Raw genomic sequence first — 13,744 nt, 5'->3', positions numbered from 1 at the left:
TCAGCTCGTCGGACAGATGGCGCTGGACACGCGGACGAGATCGACGTGGCGTCGACTCACCAAGGCAATTCCAGCTCGGGACATGACGGAAGCGTGGCATGGCGGTCTCCGGCCAGTCCACCATTGTCCATAATGTGGGCTACACCGTCCCAATATTTGGGACGGTGCGCTGCTCGTCCAGGCCTGCCCTATGCCGCGGCGTCCCGGTGCGCACCGGGCCAGGGGCCGGGCATGGGCATGTCCGGCTCGTCCTCGGTCCTGATGTCGAAGACCCGGAAGCCGCGCCGCTCGTAGTTGGCCATCGCATGCGGTCCGTCCTTGCTGCAGGTGTGCACCCACACCCGCCTGGTCGGCTCCAACTGCGGCCACCGCCCGGCCAGATCCCAGGCCCGGGCCGTGCCGTAGGCCAGCAGATGGCCGCCGATGCGGCGGCCCCGGAAGGCCGGGATCAGCCCGAAGTAGCTGATCTCGACGGCCCCCTCCGGCCCGGCGTCGAGCTCGATGAAACCGGCCGGCGTCCCCCGCTCATAGGCGACCCAGGTCTCCACCCCCGGCCGCTCCAGAAACGCCCGCCACCGCTCGTACGGCCACGGCAGCCGGTCCGTCCAGGTCACATCCCCGCCCACGGCGGTATAGAGAAACCGGCTGAATTCGGGCGAGGGCACTTCGGCCCGTATGATCCGGACCTCCGAGCCCGGCTCGGGCTCGGCGGCCGGGACCAGGTCGTCCGGTGAGGTCATGTGCAGCCACCAGGTGGTCACTGAGATCTTTTCGTCGCTCATGCCGACACCCAATCACGCCCCTGTGAGCCCCGGCCCCCACCCCCGTAACCAGCGACATCGTGCGGACCGCCGAAGATGAACCGGGCCGTCGGCGGCGGATACGGTTAGGCCGTGCAGGCAGCAAACGAACCACCAGGTCCACGCACCGGCCGGCTCCACAGGGCACGCGTCCTGTACCGGAATGTCTCCAAGCGCCGGATGGCCTGGCTCCTCCTGAAGGACACCGTCAACTCGTGCATCGAGTACCGCGTCACCGGACTCGCCGCCGAGGCCGCATTCTTCACCCTGCTGTCCCTGCCGCCGCTGCTGCTCGCCCTCATGGGTCTGCTCGGCTATCTGGACTCCTGGTTCGACACCCACACCATCAAGAGCCTCCAGGACAACATCATCAAGGCCTCCACGGCCGTGCTGTCCAACAAGGGCGTAACGGAGATCACCGAGCCCCTGCTCCACGATGTGCGGACGGGCAGCCGCCGGCTGGACATCGTCTCGGTCGGCTTCGCCATCGCCCTGTGGTCCGGCTCCCGGGCCGTCAATGTGTTCGTCGACACCATCACGATCATGTACGGGCTGGAGGGCAAGCGCGGCATCGTCCGGACCCGGCTGCTGGCCTTCCTCCTCTACCTCGTCGCCCTGCTGATGGGTGCGGTGGTGCTGCCGCTGATGGTGGCCGGGCCGGAGACCGTGGTGGATGTGGTGCCCTGGAGCGGGGATGTGGTGTGGGTCCTGTACTGGCCCGTGGTCATCGTGCTCTCCATCGCCTTCCTCACCACGCTCTACCACGTGTCGGTGCCGGTCCGTTCGCCCTGGCAGGAGGACATCCCGGGGGCGTTCGTCGCCCTCACGATGTGGGTGTTCGGCAGCTTCCTGCTGCGCGTCTACCTGACCCACACCATCGAGGGCCCCACCATCTACGGCTCCCTCGCCGCCCCCATCGCCGTGCTGCTGTGGATCGGCGTCTCGGCCTTCGCGGTGCTGGTGGGCGCGGCGGTCAACGCCGCGATAGACCGCGTCTGGCCGTCCGTGGCCACCGCCGCGGCGCGCGCCGAGGTCGACCGGCAGCGCGAGGCGGCGGCCGCCCAGGCGGCCGCCGAACGGGCGGCGCTGGCGCTGGTGCACGAGCTGGACGACGATCCCGCCGCCGCGGACGACGGGGTGACGGGCCAGGACCGGGAGCCGCCCTCCGAGTTCCCCGAGCGCTGGGCGCAGTTCCTGCCGCCGGAGGATGTGCGCTCCCGCATCCAGCACGGGAAGCCGGAGCGGCCGCCGCACCAGCCGAAGCACGCCAAGCGCCGGGATTAGGGGTGTTGTCCGCCCGGAAAACCACTCGCGGCGTGCTGCGGGCGACGCCTATAGTCGCCGACGCAACCGCGGCCCACACCGGCCGCCCACGGACAACAAGCAGGAGGTGAGCCCGGGATGACTGTCCTCGCCACGGGCACGGCCCGCACCCGGAAGCCGGAACTCACCCACTCCCTCCTGAAGGACCACCACCTTGTCCGAGCACCCCACTGCGCACCCCCTCACCCGCTACGGCTGGGACCAGGGGTTCGCTGACAGCTTCGCCGAGTACTCCGCCGAGGGCGTCGTGCCCGGGCGGATCGCCCGCGTCGACCGCGGCCGCTGCGATGTGGTCGTCGCCGACCACGGCGGCGTACGGACCGTCCGGGCCGACACCGCCCTCGTCACCACCGGCGACCCGCTGCACATCATGTGCACCGGCGACTGGGCGGCCGTCGATCTCACGGCCGGCCAGATCCGGGCGCTGCTACCCCGGCGCACCGCCTTCATCCGCTCCACCTCCTCCAAACGCTCCGACGGCCAGATCCTCGCCGCCAACGTCGACCACGCGGTGATCGCCGTGTCCCTGGCCGTCGGCCCGGATCTCGGCCGCATCGAGCGGTTCCTCGCCCTGGCCTGGGAGTCCGGTGCCGAGCCCGTCGTCGTCCTCACCAAGGCCGACCTGGTGCCCGGCCCCGAGGCCCTCGGCCAGCTCCTCGCCGACACCGAGGCGGTGGCCCCCGGCGCCCAGGTGCTCGCGGTCAGCGCGGCGACGGGCGAGGGCATCGACGTCCTCGCCGCCGTGCTCGCCGGGGGCACCTCCGCACTGCTCGGGCAGTCCGGCGCCGGCAAGTCCACGCTCGCCAACGCCCTGCTCGGCGAGGACGTCCAGGACGTCCGGGCGACCCGCGACCGGGACGGCAAGGGACGCCACACCACCACCACCCGCAACCTGCTGCCGATACCCGGCGGCGGCGTGCTGATCGACACCCCGGGGCTGCGCGGCGTGGGCCTGTGGGACGCGGAGGACGGCGTCGCCCAGACGTTCGCCGAGATCGAGGACCTCGCCGGCCGCTGCCGCTTCCACGACTGCGCGCATGCCGCCGAGCCGGGCTGTGCGGTCCTGGCGGCCGTCGAGAGCGGGGAGCTGCCCGGCCGCCGCCTCGACAGCTACCGCAAGCTGATCCGCGAGAACCGGTGGATCGCCGCCCGCACCGATGCCCGGCTGCGCGCGGAGATCCGCCGCGGGTGGAAGCAGGCACAGGCGGAGGGCCGCCACATGATGGAACGCAAGCGGGGTCGCTGAGCGACGCGGCCGTCGGCGCCCCCCGAGGGGGGACCGACGGCCACGTCCGATTTCCGCCGGTCCCACCGTCGCCGACCCCGCAGACTGGAAGGCGTGACAGACACCGCGGCACCAGACGACGAGCGCCGGTACCAGGCAGTGAGCAGCCGGGACGCACGGTTCGACGGCGAGTTCTTCTTCGCCGTCTCGACCACCGGCATCTACTGCCGGCCCAGCTGCCCGGCCGTGACGCCCAAGCGCCCCAACGTCCGCTTCTACCCCTCGGCCGCCGCCGCCCAGGGCGCCGGATTCCGCGCCTGCCGCCGCTGCCGCCCGGATGCCGCCCCCGGCTCGGCGGAGTGGAACGTCCGGGCCGACCTGGTCGGCCGCGCCATGCGGCTGATCGGCGACGGAGTCGTCGACCGCGAGGGCGTGAACGGGCTCGCCGTCCGCCTCGGCTACAGCGCCCGCCAAGTGCACCGCCAGCTCACCGAGGAACTGGGCGCCGGGCCGATCGCCCTGGCCAGAGCCCGGCGCGCACACACCGCACGCATTCTGCTGCAGACCACGGACCTGTCGGTCACCGAGATCGCCTTCGCGGCGGGGTTCGCGAGCGTACGGCAGTTCAATGAGACCATCCGCGACATCCACGCCTGCACCCCCAGCGCCCTGCGCACCCAGGCCCGGCGGCCCGCCGAGGTCGCCCATGCGCCGTCCGGCATTCCGCTGCGGCTCGCCCACCGCGGCCCGTATGCCGCGCGGGAGGTCTTCGACTTCCTCCAGCTGCGCCTGATCGCGGGCATCGAGGAGATCACCGGCGCCCCCGGCAGACGCCTGTACCGCCGCACCCTGAACCTGCCGTACGGCGCCGGCGTGGCCGAGGTCCATGAGCGGCATGCCGCCGGCCCGCGGCACGGCAACTGGCTCGACTGCCGGCTGCAACTCTGCGACCTGCGCGACCTGTCCACCGCCGTACAGCGCATGCGACGGCTCTTCGACCTCGACGCCGACCCGTACGCCGTCGCCGAGCGGCTGGGCGCCGACCCACGGCTCGGCCCCCTGGTGGCCGCCCGGCCGGGGCTCCGGTCGCCCGGCGCGGCGGACGCGGACGAACTGGCGGTACGGGCCGTGCTGGGCCAGCAGGTGACCGTGGCCGCCGCCGCCCGCCTCGCGGGCACCCTGGTCGGCGCGTACGGCAAGCCCCTGCCGGTGCCCGACGGCGGACTCACCCACATCTTCCCCGACTCCGGCACGCTCGCCGGGGCCGCACTCGACGAGCTCGGCATGCCGGGCGCCCGCCGCACCGCCCTGCGCACGCTCGCCGCCGCACTCGCGGACGGCACCCTCGGGCTCGGCCCCGGCGTCGACCGGGAGCACACCGAGCGCACCCTGCTCGCCCTGCCGGGCATCGGCCCCTGGACCGCCGGATACATCCGGATGCGGGCCCTCGGCGACCCCGATGTCTTCCTGCCGGCCGACGCCGGAGTACGGCACGGGCTCGCCGCGCTGGGCGCGGGGGCCGACGCCGCCGAAGCCTGGCGGCCCTGGCGCTCCTACGCCCTGCACCACCTGTGGAACCACCAGCCGGACAAGGACGACTGACCATGCTCTACACCGAAATCGACAGCCCGCTCGGGACACTGCTGCTCACCGGCCTGCCCTCCGCCACCGCCCCCGGCGGTACCGCGCTGGCCTCGCTGTCCGTACCGGGACAGCGCAACGCCCCGGCCGCCGGGCCGGACCGGCGGCGCGCACCGGCGGCCTTCGCGGAGGCCGAGCGGCAGCTCGCCGCCTACTTCGCGGGGGAGTCCAAGGAGTTCACCCTCGAATTCGCCGTATCGGGCACGGAGTTCCGCCGCAGGGTGTGGGACGCCCTGGACACCGTCCCCTACGGAGCCACCACCAGCTATGGCGAACTCGCCGGGCGCCTCGGTGTGTCGCGCGCCGCGGTGCGCGCCGTCGGCGGCGCGATCGGGGCCAATCCGCTGCTGGTGGTGCGCCCCTGCCACCGGGTGATCGGAGCGGATGGCTCGCTCACCGGCTACGCGGGCGGGCTGGAGCGTAAGCGGCTGCTGCTCGCGCTGGAGTCCGCCGGCTGACCGGACCGGGCCCGGACGGTCGTCCAGCCCCGCTCGGCCGCCGCCCAGCCCAGCTGCAGCCGGGTGGTCACCCCGGCCAGCCCCATCAGCCGCTTCACCCGCCGCTGCACCGTCCGCAGGCCCAGCCCGAGTTGCTTGGCGGCGCTCGCATCGGTGAGCCCGGCCAGCAGCAGGGACAGCACCGCCAGATCGGTGGCGTCCGGCCCGTCGGTGGGCCCGGGGCGGGCGGCCGGATCGTCGGCGGGCCGCGGCGGACGGCCCGCACGCCACACCTGTTCGAAGAGATCCAGCAGGGAGTCCAGCAGCAGTCCGGCCCGCACCACCAGGGCGGCGGGCTCCTCGGCGCCCGGGCCCAGCGCGAGCACCGCCACCTCGCGGTCGGCGACCAACAGCCCGGCGGGCACCCGGTCCACCACCCGGACCCGGGCGGCGGCCGGCCGCTCCCGGGCGCGCTCGGCCGCCCCGCGCTCCACCACCACCCGATGCAGCACCCCGCTCCCGGCCTCCAGGGGAGCGGCGGCCGCGTCCCAGGGGCCGGACGTCAACAACGCGCACACCTCGTCTACCGCGTCCCGCCACAGCCGTGACAGCCGCCGGGCGACCGCCTCGGCACCCGTCACCACCTCCACCGGCCCCTGGCCGGCGGGCGGTTCGGCGCTCCGCACACCCGGCCTCGCCTGCGCCGTCTCCCCGACGAGGGCCGGAACTATGACACCGGGCACCTGACACCACTCCCCACCACCGTGTTGCGATCCGGGTCATCATCCCTGTGCGGTGCCCGCTGTGCACTCTTCCCGTATGCCCAGCAGTGTGGACAATAAGGGCATGAGTCAGATGGGGGATCAGGGACAAGAGGACGCCTGGTGGGCGGAGTTGTACGGCTGGAGCTCGGCCGACCTGGGCTCCGCCACCGAGAACGACAGCCTCGACGACCGGTTCACTTCCGCCGCCGCGGTGGTCAGGACCGATCCACCACACCCCGGATCCACCGATCCGGCCGAGCCGCCCGGCCCCCCGCCCCGGCCCGCCCGCGGCCGTCCGCCTTCTCCCCTCACCGGCCGGGATCTGCCCCGCACCCCGGGGCTGCCGGGCCCCGCCCAGTTCCCGCCACTGCCCGACCTCGCGGGCCCGCTGTGCACGTCCCGGCCCACCGAGCCCCTGTGGGAACTCGGCGAACCACCCGTACCCCCCTTCGACCCGAGGCGGCGGGGAGCCGGGCCACCGCCCGCCGTCCCGGCCGAGACCTCCGCCGTGCCCGGGGTGCCGGAGGCGTCGGAGTCGGCGGCGGCCCTCGAGGCGGCGGTCGTACCCCAGGTGCCCCGGCCCCGGCGGCAGGACGGCGACCGGCCCCGGGCACCCGAGTACGTCGGGCAGGGGCCGCCCACCTATGAGGCGGAGCCCACCGTCTGGCCGCCCGCCGACCCGGGGGAGCTCGAGGACCTGGTGCCCGACACCGTGCTCGACGGGGCGCGCTACGGTGCGATGACGCTGCGCGCCCTGTCGCTGCGCGGCGACTCGGCGCGCTACCGCGGGGAACCCCGGCGCGATGCGCTGCTCACCGCGCGCTTCGGCGCCGGGGACGCCGCGCTGCTGCTGGTCGCCGTGGCGAGCGGGGCCCGGGCCGCCGAGGGCGCGCACCGCGCGGCGCGTGACATCTGCGCCTGGATGGGTGCCGCGGTCGGCCGCAGCCACACCCGGCTGGCCGAGGACATCCGGGCGGGCCGCCGCGGCGAGCTGCGCACCGGGCTGCACCGGCTGGCCGACCGCTCCTACGGCCGACTGCGGTCCCGGGCCGCGGAACTGGGGCTGCGCCCGGCCGAGTACACCGCCGCCCTGCGCTGCCTGCTGCTGCCGGCCGACGCCCGCTGCCGCACCCGGGTGTTCTTCGGGGTCGGCGGGGGCGGTCTCTTCCGGCTGCGCGAGGGCGTATGGCAGGACCTCGAACCCAAGCCGCGCGAGGCGGACCCCGTCGGCGACCCGGGCCGCGCCCCGGCCGACGACCGGATCACCGTGGACCTGGGCATCCCCACCCCCGGCACCACGCCCGTCATCGACCCCGCCGAGGTACCGAGCGAACCCTTCCGCTTCCGTGCCGCGGTCGCCCGGCCCGGTGACACCCTGCTGTTGTGCAGCGCGGGCCTCGCGGATCCGCTGCGCGGTGAACCCGCGCTGCGGGAATTGCTCGCCGAGCGATGGGGCGCACGCGCCCAGCCACCGGGATTGGCCGAATTCCTCTCGGACGCGCAGTTGCGGGTGAAGGGTTACGCCGATGACCGCACGGCATGCGCGGTCTGGGAGGCATAGCCGGAACGTCCGCACAACCGCCGGGAGTTTATGGCCACCGGAACTTCTGCCCGCCCGAACGCCCGAGGAGTGACCGGCCGACCGGCATACGGCCATTCTCCGGCGGCGCCAACCCCGGCCGCCCGGCGGCCCTTTCAGTCATATCACCATGTTGATGCGTCAACAGGAGTCGTGTCGGCGTGGGCGGGGCATGCATTTGCCGTGAGCGTGTTCGATGCCGGGGGGCCGGGGAGGGGTCGGGGCGGACGGGAATGAAACGGCGGACTGCACACTGGATGGCGGCCGGGAGCCGCGAAGGTCGGGACGGGTCCGCGGATGGCACGGCTTGGGAGGAGGTGGGGAGTGAGGAAGGCGCCGGGCCCTGCTGGGAAAGACCGCTGCGGCCGGATGACCTGACCGCCGTCGCGGAAGTGCGCGCCGCGCTGCGTCGGCTGCTGATGTGCTGGGGGGCACCCGGGCGGGCGGAGACCGCCGAACTCCTGACGAGCGAGCTGGTCACCAATGCGCTGGTGCACACCGATGGCGGGGCGCTGGTCAGGGCCAGGGTCATGGGTGGTGGTGCCGCGTCGGCCAAGGGCCGACTGCGGGTGGAGGTCAGGGACTTCGCCTCCGGGCACCCGGTGCTGCGCGGACCGGCGAGGGGGCCGGGCGGGGAGGCCGTGGCCGATACCGCGACCTCGGGGCGCGGGCTGTTGCTCGTCCACTCCCTCGCGGACGGCTGGGGCGTGCGCGCGCACGGCGTGGGGAAGGCCGTGTGGTTTGAGCTGGGCGCCGAGGGCTGAACAACGAGCCCCGGTGGCCTGCGCCGTCGGGTGTGCCCTGAGCCGCGCGGTGACCGGCCCAGGGCGGTCGGTTCAGCCGAACTTCCGCTCGATACGGGCGAGTTCCTCCTCGAGCGAGTCCAGTCGGCGGATGGGCTGGGTGTCGTCCTCGGCGGTGAGGTCGATCGGGTCGGACCGGCCCACCGCCTGGAGCGACCGCGCGCGCAGCGGAAGAGACTCCGCGTCGGTTATGGAAGAGGGCTCTGCCGCCGCCTGCGAACCGAGCTGCGGCGGCTGCGGTGCGGCCGACACCGCGGTCGCGGTCACCTCGACCTGCCGCCCGGCCCGCACCCGGCCCCACAGAAACCGGTGCTGCCTGCTGTAGGCCTTGAGCCGGGCCCGCTCGAGCTTGCCCGCCTCCCGTCGGCGCAGCCTGGTCTGCTGCCGCTGCCGCTTGTCCTCGCGGACCTCGTCGACCGCCTCGTCCAGCGTCCGTACGCCCTCCAGCAGCATCAGCGACCAGGCGCCGAAGGTCTCGCGCGGCGCCCGCAGCCAGCGGACCATCCGGATCTGCGGCAACGGCCGGGGTACCAGCCCCTGTTCACGCAGTGCCGCCCGGCGGGTCTGCTTGAGCGCGCGGTCGAAGAGGACCGCCGCCGACAGCGACATGCCGGCGAAGAACTGCGGGGCCCCGGCATGGCTCATGCCCCGTGGCGCGTGCACCCAGTTGAACCAGGCCGCCGCGCCCGCGAAGGTCCACACCAGCATCCGGGAGCCGAGCGCCGCGTCGCCGTGACTCGCCTCGCGCACCGCGAGGACCGAGCAGAACATCGCGGCGCCGTCCAGCCCGAAGGGCACCAGGAACTCCCAGCCGTCGTCCAGCCCCAGGTTCTGCCGCCCGAAGCCGACCAAGCCGTGGAAGGAGAGCGCGGCGGCGACCGCCGCGCAGCAGAAGAGGAGCACATAGGAGGCGCTGCCGTAGACGGCTTCCTTGCGTCGCCTGCGTTCCTCGTTGCGTTCCCAGGAATCCGTACCGGTCGCACTGTCGTCCGAACTGCCGTGCCGGCCGCGCGTGAACACGGTCACCGCCACCACGGCCCCGGCGAGCGCCACGGCGCTGGGCAATACCCAATTCAGCGGTATGTCGGTCACTCTCATCTTGCGTCCCTCGTATCGCAGTAGGGCCTTTCGCGCGCCATCTTCGCGGAAGTGGCCCGGACGCCAAGGGGTTTCTGGGCAAGTCGCCGCCAATGGACGCCAAGGACATACGGATAGGTGCGTATCATTTCGAACACCGCTGGCTGGCAGGGGAATTGGGTTCTATTCAATCCACTCGATCGGGTGGATTGACGGTAATCAGCTTGTGGACATCCGATGGATGCGGTCCGTATCGCAGGTGCGAGGACAGGTAAGGCAGGTGTCGGTGGGGCGCAGGCTGTAGGCGAGGCAGCAGCTTGCCCGGTCCCGGGTCGGCAGCGATTCGCCTCCGCGGCCGGTCAGTTCGCGGAACGCCGCACCGCCGGCATAGGGACCCGTGGCGCCCGGCAGCAGCAGCCCCAGCTCATGCCGCGCACGTCCCTCTTCGCCCAGCAGCCGCCCCACATGCCACAGCCCCTCGGCGGCCGCATCCGTCAGCAGCCCCCACAGCGCCCGCGGCCCACGCCGGGTCCGCGGCCCGAAGCCCTCCAGCACCGGCCCGAGATGAGCGGCCAGCGCCGCCCGCACCTCCCTGCGCAGGGCCCCCTCGTCCGGCAGCACGCGGGCACCGGGTCCGGCGGCCCCCGGATCCCCGGGCAGACAGCCGAACTCGGTGACCGCGGCCGTCATCGCCGTGCCCTCCGCGCGATGGACAGAGACCGCCGTCACCGGCAGCCATGGCACCCGCCCCTGCAGAAACCAGGGGAGCGTCACCAGGAGCGAGGCCGCCCAGGCATAGCGGTAGAGGCCAAAGCCGGCAATGACGTCCGGCCGTGCCCGGCGGCCGTGCTCGCGCAGCACCTGATCGTCGTCCCAGGCCAGGAACGCGTCGATGTCGCCGCCCGCCACCAGCCCGGCGGCCGTGATCCAGCCCTCGCGCGGGGGTCCGCACTCGACGGTCAGCGTGGGAAGGACCTCGGCCAGCCGGGCGTAGGCGTCGGCGACGGGCGAGGCAGCCGACATGGAGACCACCATTCGGGATTCAGCAACGAGTAAGGCTTACCTTACCCAGGTGGACCGGGGTTTGAACTGCCGGACCTGCCGCCTATGGTTCGGTTGGACACCCAGGAGGACCCCAATGGAGCAGGGCAGATCCCACACCGCGAGGCCGCGCCCGGACATCGGCGCGCCCGCGCGGGCAACGCCCCCGGACGGCACGGCGGTACGTGGCGAGCATGTGCACGGCGAGCGTGTGTGCGGCGAATACGGGCACGGCGAACACGGGCACGGCCACCTCCCCGTCTGCGCCCCGCCGCCCGAGGACCGGCCCGGGCGCCGGATGCCCCAGCGGTACTCCGTACGCGGCCAGGTGCTGGACGCGCTGCGCAAGGCCCTGGTCAGCGGAGAGCTCATCCCCGGCGAGGTCTACTCCGGGCCCGCCCTCGGCGAGCGCTTCGGGGTGTCCGCGACCCCGGTGCGCGAGGCCATGCAGCAGCTTGTCCTCGAAGGCGCCGTGGAGGCCGTCCCCAACCGGGGCTTCCGGGTCACCAGCCGCTCCGCCCGCGACCTCGCCGAGCTCGCCGAGGTCCGTACCCTGCTCGAGGTCCCTGCCGTACTACGGCTGGCCCGCACCGTCCCCGCACCCCGCTGGGCCGAGCTGCTGCCGCTGGCCGAGGCCGCGGCCGCGCTGGCGGAGGGCGGCGACCGGGCCGGCTACGCCGAGGCCGACCGCGCCTTCCACCGTGCGCTCCTCGGCCTCGCGGGCAACCGCCAGCTGGTCATGATCGCCGACGAGCTGCACCGCCGTGCCCAGTGGCCGGCGCCGGGAGGGGCCGCCGCGGACCTGGTGGCCGATGCGGCCGAGCACCTCGCCCTGCTCAGCGCACTCGCCGCGCGGGACAGCACGGCGGTGGAGACCCTGCTGAGGGCGCACTGCACGCGGCCCTAGCCCGCCGCCGCCAGCTGATCGGCGAGCCAGGCCGGCACCCCGCCCAGCAGCCGCACCAGCCGCCCCGCCTCCACCCGCAGCCGCCCCGCCTCCACCGGATCCGTCAGCACCCCGGCCAGCGAGGCCAATGCCGGTGCGATGCCGATCAGATAGCCCAACTCCTCGCGGATGCGCAGGGATTCGGCATAGCCCTGACGGGCCTCGCCGAGCCGCCCATCGTGCTCGGCCATGGCCGCCAGGTGCCGCCAGGTGCACGAGAGCAGCAGCCGCCGCCCATGCGCGGTCGCCCCCGCGTGCGCCCGCTGGAAGGCGGCCGTCGCATCCGAGGGGTTGTCGGACAGGTGCTGGGCGATCAGACCGCGCCGGAAATCCAGCAGCGGACGGCTGGGCGAGTGCGGCCCCAGCAGCGCGGCCGCCCGCCCCAGCGCCGAGCGCGCCTCGTCGGCCCGGTCGCGTACCCCCAAAAGAGTGGACGCATAGGCGAGATGACCCCGTTCACACGCCGCCGCACCACGCTCCTCGTCATCGGTGGCGAGCGCCTCCGCCGAGCGCAGCGAGTCCTCGGCGGTCACCCACCCGTCCGCCGTGAACATGCACCGCTCGATCAGCACCGCCGTCCGCCTCCGGGCCGCTTCGGGCCTTGCCGCCGCGTGCGGGGCCAGCAGCGCGGCCGCGTCCTCCCAGCAGGCGCGCGAGCGCAGCCGCCAGACGGCCCGCTCGAGTGGATCGTCCTGCGGATCGGGCCCCGGTTGCCCCGATGGCTCCGGCAAACCGGACTTCCGCATGGCGGTGTCCACCACAGTGCCCTCCCCAAGCGCGCCGTCGAGCTGGAAACCTGCCCGCATCTCAACACGAAGACCCGGGCCCGGCCAAGAGCCAGGTGTGAAGTGGTTCACAAACCTGTTGGACCGCCGAAGTCCGTCCCGGGCAAGCGAGTTGACCATCGGCGGTGACGGCAGGTTACCGAACGCAGACGATCGTGCACGCCAGGCGAAGGCCCCGGCACGCCGCCGGCCTCGGCCTGACCGGCTTCGACCCCCGCTTCCTCGGCCACTCCACCCCCATCGGCTGCGGCCCGGCCCCCGGCCCCGATCGGCCGGACGACCACCACCCACCAGGGCACCGCACTGCAGAAGGACGTGGACGCGATCCGGGCCACCGGCGCCACCGCCGCCGTCTTCACCCTGCGGATGGGCGGGGACGCACAGCAGGCACAGTCAGCCGCATCGCTCAGCCTGGTCGACAACGCGCTGCGCCGGGGGGAGGGCCGGCCTCACTCGAGCCCGTTGCCCAACTCCGCGAGAACCGCCGCATGATCGGAGGCCCATACACCGTCCACAGGCCCGTCGGCCACCCGCCGCACTGACCGCACATGGCCGAGCCCGCCCGGACCGGGCGGGCCGACATGGATGTAGTCGATGCGCTCGCTCGGCCCGAACGTGGCCCCGACGTAAGGGTTCGCCCGGTCCCATGTCATGGACGGTGCGGTGGGATCGGCGTACTCCCAGGCGTCCACGAACATCTGGCCGGGCACGACCGGTGCCGTCCGATAGCCACCCAGCAGACGCATCTCATCCGAATCCGACAGCGAGTTGTAGTCACCGGTCAGCACGGCAGGGAACGCCGTCCCGCCACTGTGGGCCGCCACGAACTCCGCGAGCGCCGCAACCTGCGCGCACCGCACGGCTGACTCATGCGGCGCGGAGTTCAGGTGCGTGGTGAAGAACGGCACCTGCCCCGCAGGCGCGTCGACCCGCGCATGCACCGAGGTGCGCCCGTCGTCCTGCCCGCCCTCCGTCGGCAGCCGCAGCACCGCACGGTCCACGATCGGCCACCGGCTGAGCACCGCGTTGCCGACGTCGAACGAGGAGTCCCCAACCCGCTTGTGCCATCTGACGGGTGCGTCGGAGGCCGCCCACATCCAGTGCATGTCCAGCTCCCTGGCCAGCCACTCGGCGAGGTTCTCCCCTCCGTGGGCCCACACCTCCTGGAGACCCACCAGGTCGGGCCGCAGATTGCGCAGGATGCTCAGGATGGCCGTGCGCCGTTCCTCCCACGGCCCAAAACGCCACCACACATTCCACGTCACCACACGCATCTGTGGCCCCTTCCTCACCTGTGTTCAGTCCTGGATCATGTGTACCACT

Annotated in this window: 14 protein-coding genes; 7 read left to right on the top strand and 7 right to left on the bottom strand. The window is 73.4% G+C overall.

Going from position 1 to position 13,744, the window contains the following annotated elements; all coding sequences use genetic code 11:
• Positions 1 to 84 (bottom strand): putative leader peptide, encoded by an 84-nt coding sequence (locus ABCR83_RS24310; RefSeq protein WP_462697308.1) that lies wholly within the window; start codon positions 82 to 84, stop codon positions 1 to 3.
• Positions 85 to 188: 104 nt separating this feature from the next.
• Positions 189 to 782: a GNAT family N-acetyltransferase gene (locus ABCR83_RS24305; RefSeq protein ID WP_462697286.1), complete on the bottom strand. Its 594-nt coding sequence runs from the start codon at positions 780 to 782 to the stop codon at positions 189 to 191.
• Positions 783 to 893: 111 nt separating this feature from the next.
• On the opposite strand from ABCR83_RS24305, the gene ABCR83_RS24300 reads away from it, so the two are divergent.
• From ABCR83_RS24300 to ABCR83_RS24285, 4 genes are all read left to right on the top strand, one after another.
• Entirely contained in the window at positions 894 to 2,084 is a 1,191-nt protein-coding gene (locus tag ABCR83_RS24300; RefSeq protein ID WP_462697285.1) for a YihY/virulence factor BrkB family protein, read from the top strand.
• 193 nt (positions 2,085 to 2,277) lie between these two features.
• Positions 2,278 to 3,369, top strand: coding sequence for a ribosome small subunit-dependent GTPase A (gene rsgA, locus ABCR83_RS24295; protein ID WP_462697284.1), 1,092 nt, complete (start codon positions 2,278 to 2,280; stop codon positions 3,367 to 3,369).
• Between the two features lie 93 nt (positions 3,370 to 3,462).
• Positions 3,463 to 4,950: a DNA-3-methyladenine glycosylase 2 family protein gene (locus tag ABCR83_RS24290; RefSeq protein ID WP_462697283.1), complete on the top strand. Its 1,488-nt coding sequence runs from the start codon at positions 3,463 to 3,465 to the stop codon at positions 4,948 to 4,950.
• Between the two features lie 2 nt (positions 4,951 to 4,952).
• Entirely contained in the window at positions 4,953 to 5,447 is a 495-nt protein-coding gene (locus ABCR83_RS24285; protein WP_462697282.1) for a methylated-DNA--[protein]-cysteine S-methyltransferase, read from the top strand.
• Here ABCR83_RS24285 and ABCR83_RS24280 read toward each other — a convergent pair.
• Positions 5,390 to 6,169 carry a helix-turn-helix transcriptional regulator gene (locus tag ABCR83_RS24280; protein ID WP_462697281.1) on the bottom strand — a complete coding sequence of 260 codons (780 nt, stop codon included), beginning with the start codon at positions 6,167 to 6,169 and terminating at the stop codon, positions 5,390 to 5,392. The genes ABCR83_RS24285 and ABCR83_RS24280 overlap by 58 nt on opposite strands.
• Positions 6,170 to 6,272: 103 nt before the next feature.
• Between ABCR83_RS24280 and ABCR83_RS24275 the strand changes: the two genes are divergently transcribed.
• Both ABCR83_RS24275 and ABCR83_RS24270 read left to right on the top strand, forming a co-directional pair.
• On the top strand, positions 6,273 to 7,751 hold the full coding sequence (locus tag ABCR83_RS24275) for a protein phosphatase 2C domain-containing protein (RefSeq protein WP_462697280.1): 1,479 nt from the start codon (positions 6,273 to 6,275) through the stop codon (positions 7,749 to 7,751).
• A gap of 335 nt (positions 7,752 to 8,086) precedes the next feature.
• Positions 8,087 to 8,533 carry an ATP-binding protein gene (locus ABCR83_RS24270; RefSeq protein WP_462697279.1) on the top strand — a complete coding sequence of 149 codons (447 nt, stop codon included), beginning with the start codon at positions 8,087 to 8,089 and terminating at the stop codon, positions 8,531 to 8,533.
• 72 nt (positions 8,534 to 8,605) lie between these two features.
• On the opposite strand, the gene ABCR83_RS24265 is transcribed toward ABCR83_RS24270, so the two are convergent.
• Entirely contained in the window at positions 8,606 to 9,670 is a 1,065-nt protein-coding gene (locus tag ABCR83_RS24265) for a DUF2637 domain-containing protein (RefSeq protein ID WP_462697278.1), read from the bottom strand.
• Between the two features lie 198 nt (positions 9,671 to 9,868).
• The gene (locus ABCR83_RS24260; protein WP_462697277.1) at positions 9,869 to 10,672 is read right to left on the bottom strand and encodes a (2Fe-2S)-binding protein; all 804 of its coding nucleotides are present in this window, start codon (positions 10,670 to 10,672) and stop codon (positions 9,869 to 9,871) included.
• Positions 10,673 to 10,787: 115 nt separating this feature from the next.
• Between ABCR83_RS24260 and ABCR83_RS24255 the strand changes: the two genes are divergently transcribed.
• Positions 10,788 to 11,597, top strand: coding sequence for a GntR family transcriptional regulator (locus ABCR83_RS24255; protein ID WP_462697276.1), 810 nt, complete (start codon positions 10,788 to 10,790; stop codon positions 11,595 to 11,597).
• Here the strand turns inward: ABCR83_RS24255 and ABCR83_RS24250 are convergent.
• The gene (locus tag ABCR83_RS24250) at positions 11,594 to 12,382 is read right to left on the bottom strand and encodes a hypothetical protein (RefSeq protein WP_462697306.1); all 789 of its coding nucleotides are present in this window, start codon (positions 12,380 to 12,382) and stop codon (positions 11,594 to 11,596) included. The two genes, ABCR83_RS24255 and ABCR83_RS24250, sit on opposite strands and share 4 nt — an antisense overlap.
• 488 nt (positions 12,383 to 12,870) lie before the next feature.
• Positions 12,871 to 13,695, bottom strand: a complete 825-nt coding sequence (locus tag ABCR83_RS24245; protein WP_462697275.1) for an endonuclease/exonuclease/phosphatase family protein — start codon at positions 13,693 to 13,695, stop codon at positions 12,871 to 12,873.
• Positions 13,696 to 13,744 lie beyond the last annotated feature (49 nt).

Source organism: Streptomyces xingningensis, assembly GCF_054957865.1.
This window is presented reverse-complemented; position numbering and strand designations above follow the sequence as displayed.

Coding starts and splice junctions, on each gene's coding strand:
- ABCR83_RS24310 (WP_462697308.1), bottom strand. CDS start 84: ATGTCCCGAGCTGGAATTGCCTTGGTGAGTCGACGCCACGTCGATCTC.
- ABCR83_RS24305 (WP_462697286.1), bottom strand. CDS start 782: ATGAGCGACGAAAAGATCTCAGTGACCACCTGGTGGCTGCACATGACC.
- ABCR83_RS24285 (WP_462697282.1), top strand. CDS start 4,953: ATGCTCTACACCGAAATCGACAGCCCGCTCGGGACACTGCTGCTCACC.
- ABCR83_RS24275 (WP_462697280.1), top strand. CDS start 6,273: ATGAGTCAGATGGGGGATCAGGGACAAGAGGACGCCTGGTGGGCGGAG.
- ABCR83_RS24265 (WP_462697278.1), bottom strand. CDS start 9,670: ATGAGAGTGACCGACATACCGCTGAATTGGGTATTGCCCAGCGCCGTG.
- ABCR83_RS24260 (WP_462697277.1), bottom strand. CDS start 10,672: ATGTCGGCTGCCTCGCCCGTCGCCGACGCCTACGCCCGGCTGGCCGAG.
- ABCR83_RS24255 (WP_462697276.1), top strand. CDS start 10,788: ATGGAGCAGGGCAGATCCCACACCGCGAGGCCGCGCCCGGACATCGGC.
- ABCR83_RS24250 (WP_462697306.1), bottom strand. CDS start 12,382: ATGCGGAAGTCCGGTTTGCCGGAGCCATCGGGGCAACCGGGGCCCGAT.
- ABCR83_RS24245 (WP_462697275.1), bottom strand. CDS start 13,695: ATGCGTGTGGTGACGTGGAATGTGTGGTGGCGTTTTGGGCCGTGGGAG.